Genomic DNA, 18,373 nt, shown 5'->3' with positions numbered 1-18,373 from the left:
AATAACAAAGTTCCCTGCAAATAATGAAGGGAACTTTGGATAGTTTCTGCGATCTCGTTCTGTCTCTGAATATTATCCAGTGACTTGAGCCGCTCGTTGGCTGGGGGTGGCGATCGGGGTTGTGGTGGTGTTTTTTTCCGCAGCTAGATCAACCGCAGTTAACTCAATATGATTTAACAAAGTTGTGACGAAGGCAAAGAGGAGAAAGGGAACCGTCAGCACCAAGATTAGCCCAACAATTGCGATCGCAAAAATGGGTTTACTCGCTCCCATTAATGCCATGGCAGCAGATAAGCTCAAGAAAATGACCATCAGCCAAACAATAATCTGACCATAAATATCACCAAAAGAGAGAGTGCAGTTCATCCGGTACTTTGATAGGTTATTCATAACTGCCTTTAAATTTTTGATAGTATAACGGGCTGAAAATCTATTAACCCTACGTTAAGACGGTAATGGCAGAAGCGGCAATTTTTAAATCATTTTGAAATGTTCGCAACATAGCTTTACGTCTTGCGTCCATTTTTAGATTTAAGAACCTCACCGAAAGTAGAGACACTGCATTCTGCTTCGTTCAATTTATCAAACTCATGCACGTTGATTCATTAGGTCTATGTCTCTTTTACCATCTTTTGTAATTGTGTTTGATACGACTGCTCTGCTAGCAGGTAAGACTCGCGAGTGGCAGCAGTTTTCTCAATTGGGAGAGTGTTTAGTGAGCGAGGGAGTGCTTGAGGCAATGAATGCACTGTGCGATCGCGCTCCAGAACCTGCCATTGAAGCGACCGCCCGTGAGTTTACCCGATTTTATCCCACAAGCGGCTGGAAAACGAGTTTGGCGATCGCAGAACATCCGTTACTCAAGCCTGCCGATGGGCATACCCTCAGTCAACGGGCACGATTATCTTTAGAGGTGTTGAAGTGCGCCTATGGAGTAGCACGACGCAGACGCGATAGTTTAGTGATTGTGGTTGCCAATGATCAGTTGATGCTACAAAAAATTCAAGGATTAAACACAAAAAACTTGTGTGGAATACCGTTAGCTGCATTAATGCAGTGGAGTCGGACTCAGCGCCGTCCTGCGGCTGTTGCCCATTATCTGCAACTAACGCGATCGCCTGAAGGTGCCGCTAACATTGCAACCAGCCGCCAAACTGTTAGCTCCAAACCCTATATTTCTCAACCTATAGGTCGCGTGGCTACGGCTCCCACACCCGTACTTTCCCGTTCTATCCGTAAGGCTTCCGCTCGTCGCCCTGTACACTGGTCACGACTGGTCGCAAATAGTGTGAACTTACTCATCATCGTCACGTTGAGCGCGATCTCTTGGTGGTTCATTAACCCGATTAGTTTTAACCAAATCTGGCAGCAGATCCCAATCGTAGGGAAATAGGAGTCAGGCGATAATGCAGTGTGAGAAAGGAAGGGAAAAGGAATGAAGATGAAACGTTCGACGCTGGTGTTTCAGGGCATTTTGATTCTGCTGCTTTTGGGCGGTGTAGCGTTAGGGTTGCGAGGAAGGATGAGCGCGATCGCGGATAGTGTGCCGTCTGCGAGTGTGCCACCTGTTATACCATCCGCTAGCCCAACTCCTATCAAAGCACCTGTAAAACCCATCCCAGAAGCGATCGCAAAACTGCCATCAACTATAGCCGATACAATACGGCAAGATTTAAGTCAGAAAACAGGCATTCCAGCAGATAAACTGCAACTGGTGCAATCGACTCCAAAAACCTGGTCAGATGGCTGCTTGGGTTTGGCTAAAGCGGATGAAATGTGTTCTCAAGCGATGGTTCCGGGTTGGCAAGTCGTATTTTCCAACGGCACCCAGCGCTGGGTCTATCGCACCAATGCAACAGGTAAAGTTTATCGGATGGAACCTACGACATGATTTTTCGGCATTGCTGAATCTGGGGATGAAATTTCTAGGGGCAATCCCTTGTGGTTGCCCTCGATCTCCGGCAGGGTAGCCACAAGACCTATCCCTACAGTCAAAAATCATACTTGCTTTCAGCAACACCGATTTTCCGTTTAGAAATTGTGGCGATTTTTAGCAGCAGATACCCATGCCACCCAAATATTTTCAAATTTATCAAGCCTTTGAGCAGGAAGTAGTTGGGTTGAATCGAGCGATCGCTAAAAATATTAGTGCTGCCAGCCTGAAAACCGATATAGCAGCTTTGCAAGCTTTTTTTCAAGCACACATCTGGGCGCTGGATGTAGATGAATTAGATCCAGCCGTGGCGCATCAAGTGCAGTCGTTTAATGTGGAAATTGATAAACAACTGCGCTTATTGAGCATGGATGGAATGTTTTTGCTGGCAGCAAAGCAATCAAAAACCAAGGAACAACGCTTTAACCAGATGCGCGATCGCCTTGCCCTTTTACTGAGATATTGCAATGGCTTGTTAGATCATGACTAATAACTGTAGGCGATCGCTAAACTCATCTTCTTTCAGCTTAAGCGCAGACGACGGCGCAGACGGGTCAAGCCTGTCACTGCTAACACGACTCCTGCGATCGTAGTTGGCTCAGGCACTGCTGCTTGAATAGGAGCATCCACTTTGCCGCTGTCTGTGTCTGCTAGAAAACTCAGTTGTCCAGTAAATCCGCTATTCCAAGATAAGGAAAGGGTTCCTTTCAGGTCATTCCCTGCACCCGAAATGTCTGTGGAATAGGCGTAAGCATCGGGACTTTGCCCAGAAAGTACAGTAAAAGGAATGCCATTTCCTGACCCTACTGTTTTCTCAGGTGCTAGAACAATGTCAAAAAAAGTATTTCCAGGAATAGCATTGATAATTAGCGAGGTGATTTTTTGAGCAAACCCAGTATTAGTAGAAAGAGTCCAGGGAAATTCATAGGTATCGCCTACTTGGGTTAGAGACCAGCCTGCTCCAAATGCGCCTCCGGCTTGCGCTCCAGTTGGGTTCCAAGTGGCAGTTTGAGAGCCACCGTCTAGATAGTTTGCGGTCACTTTAATGCCGCCCATTTGAGCGCCAGAGGTTGCAAAGCCGGAGATTGAAAAGGCGTATGCTGGAGCCGAAGGTGTCAGTCCAGTTAGTAGTGTTGCGCTTGCCAGAATACTGTTGAACAGGTGAAGGTGCCTCATGGGGTTCATTCCTTAGTTAAAGGGCTAGCGTAGGCTTGAACTTTTTCTACTATTGCATAAATAACTTGAGCAAGATGTCCAAGTGGCTAAGTAGAAACACTTGATAGAAGCTCTAACAGAGCAAATCGCTTCAGTTATGCAGAAAAAAATTTTATATTTCTTTGCGCGATCGCCCTTTTACAGTCTCAGGAAATCGACCCCAACACCATTTCATAAAAACGTAAGCCAAAACGGCTGTAACTCTTAAACTACCCCGCACCCCGCACCCCGCACCCCGCACCCCGCACCCCGCACCCCGCACCCCGCACTGTTATTTGCTACCCACCACTTCCGCTTCGTCTTCAAAAGAGTCTCCACCAAAAACAGGCTTTTTCTCCTTGCCAAACTCTGCCAAAGTAATCAGGAACCGTAGCGCTTTAACCACGTAGGCTGCGCAGTCGTAAGGAGTACTTTCGTAGAAGTGTCGCCACGCTGCCGCCTTATGTTCGTCATAGCGCTGACCATGTTCGGGATAGTGATCGAGCCATGCCAAGCGCACCGCGTGACCAATCAGCACATCCAAGGCGATGGTTTCTTCAATGTACAAGTCGGGGTTGCGATCGCCAAAGGCAGCCAACTCCATCAGCGTCTCAATATTCACCTGGCGATATTCAGGAGCCTGAATCTTATTCAACAAATGCTCCACCCGTAGGGCAAAGTTCTTTTCTCCCGGAGTCATCTCTGCCATTAACGGCTCACTTTCTAACCGATTGCGCCGCTCCAGCTTGTCACCGATTACCAAGCCTTTGCAGTGTTTTAACACGTTCCAAACGCTGGGATAAAAATCGGCAGGCACCCGATTGAGCGATCCTTCTCGCTGGCGTTTGTGTAGCCAATAGTCTCCTGCCGTCTGAACTTCAGCCTGGGTTCCCAATTGCTCGGACTGCACTTCCCAGTCGATCTCATCTTGTTGCTGAGAAACTCGCAGCGCCTCTTGCTGAAAAAAGGATTGGTTGATGCTGGCGTAGCCCTTGAGCACCTGATAGAGCCGTGTTTGAATTTCGTGAGGGCTGAGTTGTAGCAAGCGATCGTACGCTTCATCTTGGGTAAGCTGATGCTCTCGCGCCAGTTCTGCGGTAATCAGCAAAATCAAAAAGCCAACTCGCAGGGTGAGCAACCCATCAAATAGGGCAGGTTCCGCCTTAATCAACAGGCTGAGATAGACCAGGATTTCTTGGGTTAAAACGCGATCGCGAATATCTTCCCGACAAAACTCCCGTAGTTTTTCCATCAATTCTTGGGGTGCCATGGGGCGCGTAATCAAAGAATCTTCACTGTAGGCACGTCCCACAGCAATCTGCTTTTGCCGCACCAAAATATCCGTCACCACATCCGCAAAGTTAATGGTCATCTTGTCGTATAGACCTGCAACCCCGCGCAAAATCGCCCATAGTTTCAAGCGATCGGCTTTGAAATAAACTTCATTCAGCAAATCTTCCACGCTGACCGTCTGGTTTGGTTTCCCCAAGCCCGTATCAAACTCAAACCCATGTAGCCTCGCCAAGCTGCTCAACAGTTCATATTGTTCATATAGGTTATCAGACTGACGCAAGCTCGCTAGCAGCGGTGCCACATCGGTTTCAGACTCCAGCGTAAACTCTTGAGTAATGCTGAGGGGAAAATTTCGGTCTGAATTAAAGGACAAATAAACTTCTGCGGGGGCAGCGTCTTGTACCGGAGCCTCGGCAAAAGAAAAACAGTGTAAAAAGTCAATCCGCTCGGTGCAAGCAGTCAACATTAACTGATTCAAACGTCCCAATTTCACCTGTATCCCATTGCAAACCCCTTCTTGGAGTTCCTTAATCAGCGTTAAGATCGGCAATCCTTTGTCGCTTTCATCTTCCACCTTGAGCATGGTGTGGGTCAGCAGCAAGGTCATCATGGGGCGACCCAACTGATTCCAGTGGCGCTGAAGGTGGGCAATTTCAGAGCGAATTTGGCTGACCAGAAAGTGAGGATCGAGGGAGAGGTAAAACTGCTGTTGGTCAAGCAGCGACGGCAGAAAAACTACGGTTTCCCCGGAAACTCGAAAGATGCGAGAGGTGGTCAAACCGCGCAACCGTCGCCACGGACGACCCGTTAGCCCTAATTTATCATTGCGTCCAATTTGGGTGTAAGCATCAGCCAGTTCAGTGGCGCGTCTGACCTGAATCGGCTCGATTTGTTTGGGTGTTTGGGTATCAATTCCGTAAGCTGCAAGCCGAGACTGGAGGGCTTCGTCTTCGGCTAGGAGGGCAATTTGTATAATCGGTTTCCGCTGTTGGCGTACATGCAGATGGCGACCTAGGGGATCGATATCGCCCACAGATAGCAAGTCTTCACTGAGCAGTTGCCCCAAAAGATATAAGCTCTGCGCCCAGACGAGGGGAATGTTTTCATTGGGTAGACGGGGCTGGCTTTGGGGAGTTTGGCGCTCGGCTTCTACTTGTTCTTTGGGCACAAAATAGAGTTCTGGCAGCAATCCTACACCATCGCGCTCTACTAATACGGTTTGCAGTTTGGCTTGATACTCGCTGATTTGCAAGCGATCGCCCCGAAAAACACTATCCAACAGCAAATAGGTAAAGAACAATGGCCATTCGCACTCAATATGTTCAAATTGCTTCAGTTCCCAGGGTTCATAATGCAGCCGAGTCGTATCTTCTAAAACAGTTTGGTGACCATCGCGCAAAAAACGTTTGCAGCCGTAGCGCCCTTGCAGTTTGTGGATGATTTTGGTGCGGGTGCGATCGCACAACTCTAAATCGTCTACTGCAAACGCCGGAAACCCAATAATGCTCAAAGAGGCTGCATCCACTTCCTTAGAACTGGATTCTCTCGGCAGCAGCGACTCTAGGGTAATGCGGGCACGGGCGATTTCATCGGGCAACACATGAATTACCGAGGATTGTCCGCCTTTCACGCCATACAAATTTAGCCCGTTCATTGCCTCCAGTGCTGCCTTTGCCATGCCCACGGAGCTAGCATTTAATTCTGGGTTGCCGTGGTTGATTTTGTTACCGCGCTCCCAAATTCCATAATCTGGAGTGCGATAGGCTCTACCAATGTAATAAACCAGATTTTGGATAAAATTGACTTCATCATTGTTGAAAATAATGTACAGTCCCGATGCGGTCATCTGCGCCAGCATCAGCAGAAATACTGAGGTGGCATCCAACTGCAAATGTCCCCAGGCATCATCGCCCACCACCACATCGCCCGTTTGCGTATCATATTTGGCATGCAGCGCATCCAGCAAGGATTGAGTTTCCTTGAAGGCTTCCACTTTGTGGGCTTGCCGCATCATGGCAAACAGCAGCCCCCGCATTAGTTTAATCACGCTGTGTTCTAGCTCAAAGGTGCGTCCGCGATCGTCATCCACCTTCCGATATGCCAATGCCAAACCCCATACCGCGAGAATGCTATACACGTTGTCTCGCACCCAAGCATCGGTATAGTCGCCATGGGCGTTGACTGCGGTACTGGCGGGAAGCAGTCCAGTAATTGGGTTTTGGCGCGTCAAAATGATTGTTTTGATCTGCTCGTAGTAATGATTGAGCCGAAGCTGAAGATCAGAAGTTCTCATTCACAGTCCTAATTATGATCGCGATCGCTTGATTATTGCTGAACTTAAAAAGCTTAACTGTAGGCAGTTTGACCACCCAGCGATTTTATATTCTTGCCAATATCTTTAATTGAATAAGCTCAAAATTCACCGTATTTTCACAGGGAACACTTTATGCTGTTATACGTAGCATTAGAGATAGATGAATTCATTTCAGGCTTCTCCTCGCTTGGTCAATTGACAAAAGCGAAAGCAAATTCCACGGTAGTTGTGTAAACCCTGATTGACTAGTTGAGTGTACCCTGTTCTTAATCCTCAGTAACCTTTCGGGGGCATTGAGGATTTTTGATTGGAGGGAAATACTGCGGCTCCATAAGCCCTCAATTTAGAAAGGTCATTATTTTGTGCCGGAATCTTGCCTCATTCCCAAACTGTAACAGTTTGCAACGTATAATAAGGGTCATGTCAACCTAGAGAGACTGTGAAGGGACTACATGCGTGTTGCGATCGCTGGAGGCGGACTAGCAGGGTTAACCTGTGCAAAATATTTGATAGATGCAGGTCATACGCCGATTGTGTTAGAGAGCCGTGACGTTTTGGGCGGCTTAGTGGCAGCGTGGAAAGACGAGGATGGAGACTGGTATGAAACTGGGCTACATGCTTTTTTTGGGGCTTACCCCAACATGCTGCAACTGCTGGATGAGTTGGGCATTGCCGATCGCTTGCAGTGGAAAAAACACCAGCTTATTTTCAACCAGCCCGAAAAACCAGGTGTGTTGTCCTATTTTAATGTTCCCGATATTCCTGCACCTTTTAACGTTATTGTTTCCATTCTTCGCAATAACGACTTATTGACCTGGAACCAAAAAATTCGGTTTGCGATCGGGCTAATTCCAGCGGTAGTGCGGGGTCAACAGTATGTGGAAAACATGGATAAATACACCATGTCTGAGTGGCTGAAACTCCAAGGAATTGATGAAGGAGTCAATACCGACATTTTTATAGCTGCTAGTAAGGCACTAACCTTTATCAACCCTGATGAAGTGTCGTCAACCATCTTGCTAACTGCCCTCAATCGCTTTTTGCAAGAGCGCTACGGCTCCAAAATTGCCTTTTTGGACGGTTCGCCCACCGAGCGACTCTGCCAGCCCATGGTAGATTACATTACTCAAGGCGGCGGTGAAGTTCGCTTGAATGCACCCCTCAAAGAAATTGCTTTGAATGCTGATGGTAATGTTAATCACTTTGTAATTCGAGGGCTAAATGGTGCCCCCGACGAAAATTTGACAGCGGATGCTTATCTGTCTGCGACGTCGGTGGATGTGATGAAAGCATTGATGCCAAAACCTTGGGCGGAGATGCCCTTTTTCCAGAAGCTTAATGGGCTAGAAGGCGTTCCAGTGATTAACTTGCATCTTTGGTTCGATCGCAAACTGACCGATGTCGATCAATTATTATTTTCCCGTTCTGACTTGCTCAGCGTCTACGCCGATATGAGCAATACCTGCCGGGAATACGAAAATCCCGATCGCTCCATGCTAGAACTGGTGCTTGCCCCAGCAAAAGACTGGATTGACAAATCAGATGAAGAAATCATTACAGCAACAATGGATGAGTTAAAAAAAGTTTTTCCCAATCATCTCATCGGTGACCATCCCGCCCAGTTGTTGAAATCAAAAGTGGTTAAAACTCCTCGCTCGGTCTACACGGCAATTCCTGGGCGGCAAGCCTATCGACCGACCCAAGTCACCCCCATTGCCAATTTCTATTTAGCAGGGAGTTATACCCTCCAACGCTATCTAGGCAGTATGGAAGGTGCCGTACTTTCTGGTAAGCTGTCAGCGCAGGCGATCGCAGGCGGTTTGCAGGCAACTGATAGTTCTACCGGCAGCAATGCGGCTGAAAAGCCCCTTGTCAACGTTTAGTTTTCAAGAAATGCTCGTAGACTCAGTAAATCCTTCAGCTTTTTCAAAACGCTTGATGAAAACTTACATCAAGCGTATATAACTGGCTGATAAGGATAATCAATGCTCACTTCCATTAGGGGTAACTGTATCCTTGAACCGCCCTAACCTGCAATGTTCGTCAAGCGTTCCTAGGGACATGCTGAAACTGCCTGACTACTCTTGCGTCAAATCGCTGGCATCCGTTGAGGATTCCTATGAAATGTGTCGCCAAATTACAGCGAAGTATTCCAAAACGTTTTATTTGGGCACGATGTTGATGCCGGAAGAAAAACGTCGGGCAATTTGGGCGATTTATGTGTGGTGCCGTCGGACTGATGAATTGGTGGATGGTCCTCGTGCTAGTTTTACCACTGATGAAACCTTGGATCACTGGGAGCTAGAGCTAGAATCTATTTTTGCGGGTCATCCCATTGATGATTTAGATGTAGCACTGATTGATGCTCTGAGTCGATTTCCACTGGATATCCAGCCCTTTCGCGACATGATCGCAGGGCAGCGCATGGATCTCTATCGCTCTCGCTATGAAACCTTTGAGGAACTAAATCTTTACTGTTATCGGGTTGCAGGAACGGTTGGCTTGATGACGACTCCGGTGATGGGGGTTGATGACTCACTTCGCACGGCACCCTGGGATTTATATCAAAAAGACACGGTTGACCCTACTGAACAAGCGATCGCCCTAGGAATTGCCAATCAACTCGTCAACATTTTGCGAGATGTGGGTGAAGATGCCCGTCGTGGACGAATTTATCTACCATTAGAAGACCTTGCCCTATTCAAATACACCGAAGCCGATCTGATGAATCAGGTTGTCGATGAACGGTGGCGAGAACTGATGCGGTTTCAAATTCAGCGAGCACGGAAGGTTTATACATCAGCAGAATCAGGCATTCAATCCCTTAGCCCCGATGCCCGCTTTCCGGTGTGGGCGGCACTGATGCTCTACAGCGGCATTTTGAACATGATTGAGCAGAATGACTACGATGTGTTTCGTAAACGGGCGTATGTTCCGGCTTACAAAAAGCTGCTATACCTCCCGATCGCCCGATTAAGAGCCTCTGTTTTATAATTAAGCTTCGGTTTTAGGTTTCAGCAGGCGATCCGTCAAAATGAGGCATGGGATACTTGCTTCCTGCTTTCTATTTTCTAACGCTCTATTTTTTAAAATTTTAAATAATGGACTGGCAAGAACTTTATGGCAACTGGGTTTTGGTTCCCGATCGCCCCACTGCAATTATTCATTTTCTGGGGGGCGCATTTGTGGCAACGGCTCCCCAAATCACCTATCGACGATTATTAGAACGATTGGCAGTGGAGGGTTACGCTGTGATTGCCACTCCATTTATCAACACCTTTGATCATGCAGCGATCGCTCAAACTATCGATCGCAACTTTAACCGAGCCATGGAAGCCCTGAGTGAAACCCGTTTTCGCAGCCGCTATCTGCCGATTTATGGCATGGGTCACAGTATGGGTTGCAAGTTACACCTTCTGATCGGCAGTCTCTATAAAGTGGAACGGGCAGGAAATATTCTGATTTCCTTCAATAACTACGCCGCAAGAGATGCCGTACCCCTTGTGCAGCAAGTGACTTCAGTTCTGGCTCAATTCACCTCCGCCTTCTCAGATTTTTCGCCGAATGTTGCGCTTGAATTCACCCCGTCACCTGTGGAAACCAATCAAATTATTGCCCAGCGCTATCAAGTGCCCCGCAATTTATTGGTGAAATTTAGCAATGACACGATCGACCAAACCAGAGGTTTAACAGAGATCCTGCAACTGCGATTTCCAGAGATGGTGACGCTGCAAAAGCTTCCAGGAAACCATTTAACGCCGCTAGGTCCAGATGTAAATTGGCAAGCAGGAGATAGTTTTGCGCCATGGGACGCGATCGCCCAATGGATGCGCCAAGAAGTCTATCGAGAACTGCACCAGTTGGAGCGCACCATTCTACGCTGGCTAAATCCCTTTGAAACTCGATAGTCAGCGCGATCGCATTCAAGCCCTATGCTGTTAAATGTCGATCATTTACCTGGCTAGGTTAAATCGTTCTGTGGGATGCTTTCAAGCCATTTTTTTAGGACTCATGCTGTTTTTGCTAACCGCTGGACTATGCTGGATTTCAGCCTATCTGATACAAGTAAATCCTCTATTTGGGGTTATCTTTCTCTTTCTGGGCAGTATGGGTGTATTGCTAGCAGTGGACATCATCCAAGCGCGAATTTTTCAATAATCATTAAAGAATCTCGTGTTAGGATTGGCAAGTCCAATTTTGATATTTGCCAAACTATGGATTTTGAAGTCGGAACAAAGCAAAGTGGGCTAATGGATATTGAAGCGGTGCAAAGAGCGCTAAATCGTTCTAGAGCCTCTGTTTATCGCTATGCCAATACTGATGCAATGAATCCCAATCCGTCTTATGATGCAAAGCGCCTGAATCCAGAGTTTCGCAAGGATGAAAACGACTTGCTTCTGTTTCACCCAAATGAAGTTGCCCGATTTGCAAAAGATGTCCTGAGGATTAAACAAGTCACCATTGAAGTGCGGGAAATGCCCAAAAATCAGATCCAAGAAGTATTAGAAGCAATTTTGGTAGAGTTGCAAGCAATTCACCACTGCTTGAAAGGGCGATCGTAAAAAATATGCTTTTTAATGAAATTGAAGCACTCTAAATGAGCATTTATTTTAATATCCTGCCACTAAACCATTATCAGGTTTTTAGCTCGTATAGCAGTGCAAGGAAAGGTCAAGACAACAATTATCCGTTATTTCTTATTTCTCAAAGATATTTTTGTCTTAACCTATTCATCCGTTGCCATAAACTAAATTGATTAACGGAAAACATGAAAAAGCTACAGATACTTTCGATCTGTAGCTAAAGTTTGGAACCTGAATAAGTTAAGTCATTGATAAATTAACTATTCATTTTTCAATTATTCAATTTTTCCCTTCCGCTTTTTCTAAGCCCGTCTTGATCCGCTCTTCAATTGAAACTGCTTTGCGCGAATTATCAGGACGGCTCATTTTGTCCATATCAGCGCTGCCTTGAACTTCATTAATCCCTTTATTTGCTTCCTTTTGAACTTGTTCTAAAGAGGGAACACCGTTTTGGAGTACATCTTCCGATTTATCGATAATGTCATTCAAGGGAGCTTCACCTTTTGTAGGACTAGTAGGAGCAGTTTTGCCACCTGCTAAGGCTGGAAAAGCAGTTGAAAAGATTAAAATTGCACAGGTGAATGCAATTAATATAGTGCGAATTGATTGAGCTAGACGAGTACGGATAAAGTTCATGATAGTTCTCCAAGGATATATGTGGAAATTTTTACAAACAAATCAAGCGTGGGCAAAGGGAGTAATAAGCTAGTCAAAAAACTTTCTTATCCTCAACTTTTCTCTTAAATGGTTACTAACTTTTCTAGTAACTATAAGAAGAGCGTGATTTATTTCTTTTTTGTTTACATCCTCTTTTCTACCTGAAATAGACTATTCACTTCATCCGTCTAGAGGCTGAAAACTTCTTTGCGAACTAGGGCGATGAATCATCCTATTGGTCGATAAATCGCTATCAAAAATAGACGCAACTAGATACGAACAAAAACTATCGTTGAAAAATCAGATCATGTTCGTTGACAATTTAATTTTTAGGGGTAGCTATAGGCAAGCTAGACAGCTACGTCTACTCTCAAATCTTTGAGAATACTAATTTGGTAGTTTAGTTTGCTCTCAAGTTAACGCCCAAACTAGGAGTCGGCGGAGAAACCTGAAAAAAGCCTAGTGGATCTTCGTCCCTAGAACGCTGAGTGGGGGTACGAATTAAATCGCTAGGTAGCCCAATTCCCGTTAGCGGGGACTTCCTAGTTCTAGGTTGAATTGAATTTGCCACATCGTTCAACTTAGTAGTTTGAGTTAAAGATTTGGCTGAGTTAGTAGAACTTGGTGACTGGATGGAAATGGGTTGCGGGGTTAAAAAGTTAATGGAGCGTTCCTGAGAGAGTTTTGTTGGATAGGTTTCTTGAGCAGTAGCGGCGATCGCCATGGTGATCGCGCCTCCAAACCCAAGTAAAACAGAAAGGTACTTCATGATATTTTTGACAAACGCTTTTAACTCAACAGGATCATCTAGAAAAAATATGCGCGATCGCCCTATTTCAAATATTCTAGGGCGTGTCATCAATTAAGCCAAATAATAGCAGCAGCTAGATAAATGGCACCCAGAAAGTTTCTTATTCGCTTATCATATCGGGCAATTGCTGCCCGATATGGCTTCAGATTGGCAAATAAATTCTCGACTAAATGTTGTGCTTTGTACAAGTCCTTGTTAGACTCTCGCGCAGTCGTCCGATTTCGAGTTTGGGTAGGGGCGTAGTATTCGGTAAAAACTCCTCGCAAGTGCCCTAGAACCATCTACCGAATGCCGCACCCGTAGAATGGCTGATGCTGGCGCTAAGGTTGTTCTACAATTGGGCTGCGATCGCGATCGCCTGGGGGAAAATGCGATGTTCTTGTACTTGAATCCGAGCTTGCAAGGTTTCCACCGTATCATCGGGCAAAATCGGCACGGCAGCTTGCATCAAAATCTGTCCGCTATCTACTTCTAATCGCACTAAGTGAACCGTGCAGCCGGTAATTTTCACGCCCGCCGTAAACGCTTGTTCAATCGCATGTGCGCCTTTGAAACTGGGTAGCAAACTGGGATGAATGTTGATGACGCGATCGCGAAAGGCATCAATCAAAACATCTGTCACAATTCGCATCCAGCCTGCCATGATTACCCACTCCACATCGTGGTCGCGCAGGGTTTGGACGATCGCACTATCCAACGCTTCTCGGCTGGCAAAGTCGCGGTGATTCAGCAGCACAGCGGGAATATGCCAGCGCGCTGCCCGTGCTGCGGCTTTTGCAGCCGGATTGTTGTAAATCAAGACCTGAATGTTGGCATTGAGTTGGCGATCGGCAATGGCTTGGGCGATCGCCTCAAAATTACTGCCGCTACCCGATGCCATCATACCCAGCTTTAACGGCGCACCATTAGGATTAAAGGGGAACTCATCATTCGGCGAAATCAGGCTTGACGTATCATTCGGGGCAGGAGTCATGAACTATTCAAGGAAGATATAAGGATCACGTTGATTATGCCAGCAGTTTTGCATCGTCAACTTTTTTGGCTAATGGATTAGGTATCTCGACGGCGATCTCGTAACTCCCGCAAAATCCGGCGACTCTCCACCTGCATCCCTCGAATATCGGTTTGCATCGAGCGAATATCGTTACTATTCAAAGCAACTAACTGATAGGTTTCAACCCCCAACTGCACCAAATCTTCAACACTGGCATACAAATCCGCGATCGCCGCTGTATTGGCGCTCACCGCCTGGGTCAGTTGGTTAAGCTGCTGCTGCTGCTGATCAATCTGCTGCTGAGCCGTTCGCTGACTCTGCGCCGTTTGTAGCAATAACGATTCAATTAAATCCAAGCGATCGCTCGATTCACTCATAGCACCTGTCCTTTTCTAGCTCTAGTTCACCCAAAGCGTTCGGTAACCCGATTCAATCGTGCCGTTAACCTTGTTGCGTTTTTTCTTTCACATCTAAGTTAATTAGTCAGCAGTTCTGCATAGTCTACTTTTTCTGCGTGTCCCCAAAAGGCTTCTAAATCGTAAAATTCGCGCTCTTGAGGCATCATCACATGGACAATCACATCGCCATAATCCAGCAAGACCCAATTTGCGTCTCCCTGTCCTTCCATATGTTTGGGCAAGCGCTGCAACTCTTCTTCCACCGCATCTGAAATGGAATAGGCGATCGCCCGAACTTGCACCCTAGAAAAGCCTGTAATAATCACAAAATAGTCTGCTAATAAAGAAACTGCCGTCGTCCTCAATAAAGTAATATCTGCGCCTTTTCGCTCCTCGGCTGCATGAAGCGCGCTCAGTGCCAATTGCAAACTAGAGTCTTCCACTGGCGCAGTCGCCATACTAGAAGTTGCAATGGAGGCTGGAGAAGAGTTTGGGAGATTTTGCATTCAGTGTTTCCTTAATCAAGTTGAGTAGTAGGAGTTAAAGACAGTAAGCAAGAAGATTGAGCGAGAAAAATTTAACTTTTATCGTTAAACTACAGGACAGCAGACAAAAAGAGTAGATTAACCAAGCGCTATTCAAACCTAAGCGCTACTTAATTTAGGCTTATCGCTTTTAGTCGATTGCTGCGCCATTTGTAACGCCCAATTGCGAGTTTGTAATACGCGGGGATGAACGAGTGACCGATTCGCAAACAGCGATCGCATTGAGTCTTCGCAGGTCTGCAAAACAGCATGATATAAATTTTTGTGACTAAGCTTGCGGAGTTCATTTAATTCAATCGTATCGCCCCGACCTGGTTCAATGCTGTCTGCCAAAAAGACAACACAACTGAGCAAACTCATTCCAGCACGACCCAGCGTATGGTTGCGAATCGCTGCTAACACTTCTATATCACATACCCCAAATTCATCCCTCGCCACGATCGCCCCCACATCAGCATGAAGCAAATGAGGATTGATCTCATCCATCGGGTCAAGTTCTAGTCCATCTGCTTTTGCCAATTCCAATAACCGTTTGGGCTTAAAATACTTTGCCAGGTCATGCAGCAATCCAGCCTGAGCCGCCCGTTCCCAATCTAAATCGTAATGTTGAGCTAATTTAATGGCAGTTTCTTCAACTCGAAGAATGTGATTCAGCCGCTTTTCCGGTACATTCGCGCCTAGCCAATTTAGAACTTGCTGGCGATCCAACGGCTTGAGGATTTTTTTTTCGGCGGCTAAGGTTTGAGCAGACAAATCAGATTCGCAGATGAGTGGGAGATGCAGAGCATCATTCAAAAAACCGCAATCTACTGAATGCGAAGGATGACCCATCAACTCGAAGTGCTCCTAACTTTTACCACCATGATTGGAATTGCTCGTGTGCTATGAAAGATTTATTTTAGAACTAAAAATCGAGATATTGCCATTCTAACCTAAGCATATCTTCCAAGAGTATGAGACAGTTGACAAAAAAGTTACGCTCGTAAGGTATGGCACTGTTTAAAGCGACGAACCAGGCTTTTTCCTGGTTTAGACCGTATCTGATTGGTTTACTGTTGCTGTCTTTAGGGTTACGTTTTTGGGGCATTCATCGCTTCAATACATTGGTTTTTGATGAGGTTTATTTTGCCAAGTTTGCCTATAACTACTTGAGTTGGACTCCATTTTTTGATGGACATCCGCCTCTAAGCAAATATTTGATTGCGGCTGGCATGTGGGTTGGCAGTCGGCTCCCTTTTGGACAATCGGAGGTGAATGGCTTGGTCGGCGATTTGGTTGCCCCGTGGACTTATCGCTGGCTGAATGCGGTGACGGGTTCGTTGATTCCGCTGGTGATTGTTGGGCTTGCCTATCAGATCACTCGCTGCCGTCGCTATGCCGCGATCGCTGGTTTTTTTGCGGCACTCGATGGGTTGTTTTTGGTGGAATCGCGCTATGCCCTGAATAACGTCTATCTGGTTATTTTTGGGCTATTAGGGTTGTGGTGTTTGCTGGTGAGTGTAGAGCCTAGACATCCCTTAAAGCGGGGCGGTTGGCTGCTGCTGTCAGGGATTTGCTTTGGCGCTTCTGCCTCGGTCAAATGGAACGGACTCTGGTTTTTGCTAGCTGCCTATGGCGTGTTGCTGGTGGCTCAGGTGATCTGGCGATTCTTTCCGCGATCGCCTACTTTCACGCCGCTCACCCCTTCTACCAAACCTGATCTGCTCGAAAAATTAGCGCGATTACGTGGATGGCAACTGGTGATCTATTTCGTTGCCCTGATTGCGATTCCCGCTCTGACCTATATTTTGATTTGGATTCCCCATCTACAACTCAATGCCAAGCTGGGGTTTTGGACTGATTTGTGGAATATCCAAGGTGAAATTTTGCGGTATCACGAGCGGGTAGGCAGTGGATCGACCGTGCATCCCTACTGCTCCACTTGGTTTAGTTGGCTCGTGATGTGGCGACCCGTGGCTTACTTTTACAAAATTACGGGTAAGGGTGATCCATTGCCATCAGAAGTTGCTTTGCCGCCTAGCAATGCCGAAAAGGTGATTTATGATGTCCATGCGATGGGCAATCCTTTTCTGTGGTGGTTTTCCACAGGGGCGATCGCGATTGTGCTGGCGATCGTCGGCTGGTTGTTCGTGCAGCAGATCACGACTCAGATCAAGCATCGGTTCAATCGGCGGTCAAACCCAGTACCATCACTATTGCCGATCGCGCTGAGTTCAACCGAGCGATCGCTGCTTGTCTTCCTTGCTGTCTGTTATTTAGCGAATCTGCTGCCTTGGCTGCGGGTGACACGCTGTCTGTTTATCTATCACTACATGGGCGCGTCGGTGTTTGCTTCGATGGCGTTGGCATGGCTCGTCGATCGCTGGCTGGGCAGTCGTCAGGCTCACCTCCGCCAACTGGGGATTGCCACCCTTGCGATCGTCACTCTCTCTTTCCTATTCTGGCTGCCCGTTTATCTCGGCTTACCCTTATCCCCTAGCGGGTTCACCTTGCGGATGTGGCTGCGATCGTGGGTTTGAAAAGAATGGCGAATGGCGAATGGAGAGTGGCGAATGGCGAATAGCGAATGAAAATCAGCGATGGGAAAATAGAAAATGAACCCTGAGAAGCTAAGTAATGAAGAGAAGTCAAGTGATGAAAAATAGTGAACCGTTGGCAGTGATTGAATTGGGGAATCCAAGATTGCGTCAGATTGCAGCAGTGATTCCCGGTGCGATCGCGTCCCCGCCAAGCCCAAAGATTCAACGGTTGATTGATCAGTTGTTGGTGACCGTAGAACACTCTAATGGAGTGGGTATCGCCGCACCCCAAGTAGACGAGTCAGTGCGACTATTCATCGTGGCATCTCGACCCAATCCTCGCTATCCCAATGCTCCGGAGATGTCGCCCACAGCAATGATCAACCCTCGCATTATTGCCCATTCACCCGAAACCGAAAAGGGTTGGGAAGGATGCCTCAGCGTGCCAGGAATTCGGGGCTTGGTGCCTCGCTACACCACTGTTCAGGTGGAATATACCGGGCAAGATGACAAGCTCTATCAGCAAACCCTCACCGATTTTGTCGCCCGGATTTTTCAACACGAACTTGATCATTTGGATGGCATTATTTTCCTCGATCGCGTTGAAACAACCCAAGACCTGATGAGCGAACGAGAATATCAGACCCAAATTATGGGAGATGACTCATCTAAAAAATAGATAGCGTCCGCCAATGACAAACAAAAACACGCCATATAGCTTTTTCATCAGTTCGCTGCTGACGTAGGGCTGATTGGCAAACAATGCCCCAAATAAATTGCCGATCAATAGCCCGATCGCAATATACAACGCGTGCCACGGGTTCAAATTGCCATTGCGCTGATAGACGATCGCAGCAAATAATCCAATCGGCAAAATTTGGGCAGCCACAGAAGTACCCGTTGCAAACTTTTGATCCATGCCCAACAGCAACACCATCGCCGGCACCATAATCGCGCCGCCGCCAATCCCAAACATGCCGCCGGCAATTCCAGCAACCAGACCAATGAGCAAAAGCTGAACAATCACGTTAGACACCGATTCTCTCCCACTATTCAACCTGAGTTCGGGATAAGGAAGGGGCAAAACAGGTAGGGTGAAAGTGCCAACTTATCATCCATCTGAATTACCCCC

At 46.8% G+C, this 18,373-nt stretch carries 20 protein-coding genes; 10 read left to right on the top strand and 10 right to left on the bottom strand.

All coding sequences use genetic code 11. From position 1 onward, the window contains the following. Window positions 1-72: 72 nt before the first annotated feature. A complete protein-coding gene (locus tag AB3R30_RS18675; protein WP_458650723.1) occupies window positions 73-390 on the bottom strand; it encodes a hypothetical protein in 318 nt (105 codons plus the stop codon). A 223-nt stretch (window positions 391-613) separates the two neighbouring features. On the opposite strand from AB3R30_RS18675, the gene AB3R30_RS18670 reads away from it, so the two are divergent. From AB3R30_RS18670 to patD, 3 genes are all read left to right on the top strand, one after another. Further along, complete coding sequence (locus AB3R30_RS18670; RefSeq protein WP_458650722.1) at window positions 614-1,393, top strand: PIN domain-containing protein; 780 nt, start codon at window positions 614-616, stop codon at window positions 1,391-1,393. A gap of 48 nt (window positions 1,394-1,441) precedes the next feature. Beyond that, on the top strand, window positions 1,442-1,891 hold the full coding sequence (locus AB3R30_RS18665) for a hypothetical protein (RefSeq protein WP_458650721.1): 450 nt from the start codon (window positions 1,442-1,444) through the stop codon (window positions 1,889-1,891). A gap of 175 nt (window positions 1,892-2,066) precedes the next feature. Continuing rightward, the gene (patD, locus tag AB3R30_RS18660) at window positions 2,067-2,423 is read left to right on the top strand and encodes a heterocyst frequency control protein PatD (protein WP_458650720.1); all 357 of its coding nucleotides are present in this window, start codon (window positions 2,067-2,069) and stop codon (window positions 2,421-2,423) included. Between the two features lie 32 nt (window positions 2,424-2,455). Here the strand turns inward: patD and AB3R30_RS18655 are convergent, their stop codons facing one another. Both AB3R30_RS18655 and AB3R30_RS18650 read right to left on the bottom strand, forming a co-directional pair. Further along, on the bottom strand, window positions 2,456-3,109 hold the full coding sequence (locus AB3R30_RS18655) for a PEP-CTERM sorting domain-containing protein (protein WP_458650719.1): 654 nt from the start codon (window positions 3,107-3,109) through the stop codon (window positions 2,456-2,458). 310 nt (window positions 3,110-3,419) lie between these two features. Beyond that, entirely contained in the window at window positions 3,420-6,713 is a 3,294-nt protein-coding gene (locus AB3R30_RS18650; protein ID WP_458650718.1) for a glycoside hydrolase family 15 protein, read from the bottom strand. A 473-nt stretch (window positions 6,714-7,186) separates the two neighbouring features. On the opposite strand from AB3R30_RS18650, the gene pds reads away from it, so the two are divergent. From pds to AB3R30_RS18625, 5 genes are all read left to right on the top strand, one after another. After that, window positions 7,187-8,617: a 15-cis-phytoene desaturase gene (gene pds, locus AB3R30_RS18645; RefSeq protein ID WP_458650717.1), complete on the top strand. Its 1,431-nt coding sequence runs from the start codon at window positions 7,187-7,189 to the stop codon at window positions 8,615-8,617. Window positions 8,618-8,795: 178 nt separating this feature from the next. Beyond that, window positions 8,796-9,728 (top strand): 15-cis-phytoene synthase CrtB, encoded by a 933-nt coding sequence (gene crtB, locus AB3R30_RS18640; RefSeq protein ID WP_458650716.1) that lies wholly within the window; start codon window positions 8,796-8,798, stop codon window positions 9,726-9,728. A 107-nt stretch (window positions 9,729-9,835) separates the two neighbouring features. After that, window positions 9,836-10,642, top strand: a complete 807-nt coding sequence (locus tag AB3R30_RS18635) for a DUF1350 family protein (protein ID WP_458650715.1) — start codon at window positions 9,836-9,838, stop codon at window positions 10,640-10,642. 34 nt (window positions 10,643-10,676) lie between these two features. Next, the gene (locus AB3R30_RS18630; protein WP_458650714.1) at window positions 10,677-10,892 is read left to right on the top strand and encodes a hypothetical protein; all 216 of its coding nucleotides are present in this window, start codon (window positions 10,677-10,679) and stop codon (window positions 10,890-10,892) included. A 56-nt stretch (window positions 10,893-10,948) separates the two neighbouring features. Next, window positions 10,949-11,296: a resolvase gene (locus AB3R30_RS18625; protein WP_458650713.1), complete on the top strand. Its 348-nt coding sequence runs from the start codon at window positions 10,949-10,951 to the stop codon at window positions 11,294-11,296. A 300-nt stretch (window positions 11,297-11,596) separates the two neighbouring features. Here AB3R30_RS18625 and AB3R30_RS18620 read toward each other — a convergent pair whose 3' ends face one another. The 6 genes from AB3R30_RS18620 to yqeK form a co-directional block, all read right to left on the bottom strand. Next, the gene (locus AB3R30_RS18620) at window positions 11,597-11,953 is read right to left on the bottom strand and encodes a hypothetical protein (protein WP_458650712.1); all 357 of its coding nucleotides are present in this window, start codon (window positions 11,951-11,953) and stop codon (window positions 11,597-11,599) included. A gap of 421 nt (window positions 11,954-12,374) precedes the next feature. Further along, window positions 12,375-12,833 carry a hypothetical protein gene (locus AB3R30_RS18615; protein ID WP_458650711.1) on the bottom strand — a complete coding sequence of 153 codons (459 nt, stop codon included), beginning with the start codon at window positions 12,831-12,833 and terminating at the stop codon, window positions 12,375-12,377. A gap of 283 nt (window positions 12,834-13,116) precedes the next feature. Beyond that, a complete protein-coding gene (gene purN, locus AB3R30_RS18610) occupies window positions 13,117-13,758 on the bottom strand; it encodes a phosphoribosylglycinamide formyltransferase (protein WP_458650710.1) in 642 nt (213 codons plus the stop codon). Window positions 13,759-13,835: 77 nt separating this feature from the next. After that, entirely contained in the window at window positions 13,836-14,156 is a 321-nt protein-coding gene (locus tag AB3R30_RS18605) for a hypothetical protein (protein WP_458650709.1), read from the bottom strand. A gap of 98 nt (window positions 14,157-14,254) precedes the next feature. Next, window positions 14,255-14,683: a ribosome silencing factor gene (rsfS, locus tag AB3R30_RS18600; RefSeq protein ID WP_458650708.1), complete on the bottom strand. Its 429-nt coding sequence runs from the start codon at window positions 14,681-14,683 to the stop codon at window positions 14,255-14,257. Between the two features lie 138 nt (window positions 14,684-14,821). Further along, entirely contained in the window at window positions 14,822-15,553 is a 732-nt protein-coding gene (gene yqeK, locus AB3R30_RS18595) for a bis(5'-nucleosyl)-tetraphosphatase (symmetrical) YqeK (protein WP_458650707.1), read from the bottom strand. A gap of 158 nt (window positions 15,554-15,711) precedes the next feature. Between yqeK and AB3R30_RS18590 the strand changes: the two genes are divergently transcribed. Next, a complete protein-coding gene (locus tag AB3R30_RS18590; RefSeq protein WP_458650706.1) occupies window positions 15,712-17,241 on the top strand; it encodes a dolichyl-phosphate-mannose--protein mannosyltransferase in 1,530 nt (509 codons plus the stop codon). Between the two features lie 115 nt (window positions 17,242-17,356). Beyond that, the gene (gene def, locus AB3R30_RS18585) at window positions 17,357-17,920 is read left to right on the top strand and encodes a peptide deformylase (protein ID WP_458650705.1); all 564 of its coding nucleotides are present in this window, start codon (window positions 17,357-17,359) and stop codon (window positions 17,918-17,920) included. Here def and AB3R30_RS18580 read toward each other — a convergent pair. Continuing rightward, window positions 17,906-18,277: a TSUP family transporter gene (locus tag AB3R30_RS18580; protein WP_458650704.1), complete on the bottom strand. Its 372-nt coding sequence runs from the start codon at window positions 18,275-18,277 to the stop codon at window positions 17,906-17,908. The genes def and AB3R30_RS18580 overlap by 15 nt on opposite strands. Window positions 18,278-18,373 lie beyond the last annotated feature (96 nt).

This window comes from Sivoneniella epilithica UHCC 1019 (assembly GCF_040830845.1).
GTDB lineage: Bacteria > Cyanobacteriota > Cyanobacteriia > Leptolyngbyales > Leptolyngbyaceae > ULC077BIN1.
The sequence above is the reverse complement of the archived record's forward strand: the minus strand, read 5'-3'. Positions and strand labels throughout refer to the sequence as shown.

What these genes read in the sequence shown, in the direction of transcription:
- AB3R30_RS18605 (WP_458650709.1), bottom strand. Translation starts at nt 14,156, where the DNA reads ATGAGTGAATCGAGCGATCGCTTGGATTTAATTGAATCGTTATTGCTA.
- AB3R30_RS18620 (WP_458650712.1), bottom strand. Translation starts at nt 11,953, where the DNA reads ATGAACTTTATCCGTACTCGTCTAGCTCAATCAATTCGCACTATATTA.
- AB3R30_RS18675 (WP_458650723.1), bottom strand. Translation starts at nt 390, where the DNA reads ATGAATAACCTATCAAAGTACCGGATGAACTGCACTCTCTCTTTTGGT.
- AB3R30_RS18590 (WP_458650706.1), top strand. Translation starts at nt 15,712, where the DNA reads ATGGCACTGTTTAAAGCGACGAACCAGGCTTTTTCCTGGTTTAGACCG.
- AB3R30_RS18650 (WP_458650718.1), bottom strand. Translation starts at nt 6,713, where the DNA reads ATGAGAACTTCTGATCTTCAGCTTCGGCTCAATCATTACTACGAGCAG.
- def (WP_458650705.1), top strand. Translation starts at nt 17,357, where the DNA reads ATGAAAAATAGTGAACCGTTGGCAGTGATTGAATTGGGGAATCCAAGA.
- AB3R30_RS18635 (WP_458650715.1), top strand. Translation starts at nt 9,836, where the DNA reads ATGGACTGGCAAGAACTTTATGGCAACTGGGTTTTGGTTCCCGATCGC.
- AB3R30_RS18615 (WP_458650711.1), bottom strand. Translation starts at nt 12,833, where the DNA reads ATGACACGCCCTAGAATATTTGAAATAGGGCGATCGCGCATATTTTTT.
- AB3R30_RS18630 (WP_458650714.1), top strand. Translation starts at nt 10,677, where the DNA reads ATGTCGATCATTTACCTGGCTAGGTTAAATCGTTCTGTGGGATGCTTT.
- pds (WP_458650717.1), top strand. Translation starts at nt 7,187, where the DNA reads ATGCGTGTTGCGATCGCTGGAGGCGGACTAGCAGGGTTAACCTGTGCA.
- rsfS (WP_458650708.1), bottom strand. Translation starts at nt 14,683, where the DNA reads ATGCAAAATCTCCCAAACTCTTCTCCAGCCTCCATTGCAACTTCTAGT.
- AB3R30_RS18625 (WP_458650713.1), top strand. Translation starts at nt 10,949, where the DNA reads ATGGATTTTGAAGTCGGAACAAAGCAAAGTGGGCTAATGGATATTGAA.
- crtB (WP_458650716.1), top strand. Translation starts at nt 8,796, where the DNA reads ATGCTGAAACTGCCTGACTACTCTTGCGTCAAATCGCTGGCATCCGTT.
- patD (WP_458650720.1), top strand. Translation starts at nt 2,067, where the DNA reads ATGCCACCCAAATATTTTCAAATTTATCAAGCCTTTGAGCAGGAAGTA.
- AB3R30_RS18670 (WP_458650722.1), top strand. Translation starts at nt 614, where the DNA reads ATGTCTCTTTTACCATCTTTTGTAATTGTGTTTGATACGACTGCTCTG.
- AB3R30_RS18665 (WP_458650721.1), top strand. Translation starts at nt 1,442, where the DNA reads ATGAAACGTTCGACGCTGGTGTTTCAGGGCATTTTGATTCTGCTGCTT.
- yqeK (WP_458650707.1), bottom strand. Translation starts at nt 15,553, where the DNA reads ATGGGTCATCCTTCGCATTCAGTAGATTGCGGTTTTTTGAATGATGCT.
- purN (WP_458650710.1), bottom strand. Translation starts at nt 13,758, where the DNA reads ATGACTCCTGCCCCGAATGATACGTCAAGCCTGATTTCGCCGAATGAT.
- AB3R30_RS18655 (WP_458650719.1), bottom strand. Translation starts at nt 3,109, where the DNA reads ATGAGGCACCTTCACCTGTTCAACAGTATTCTGGCAAGCGCAACACTA.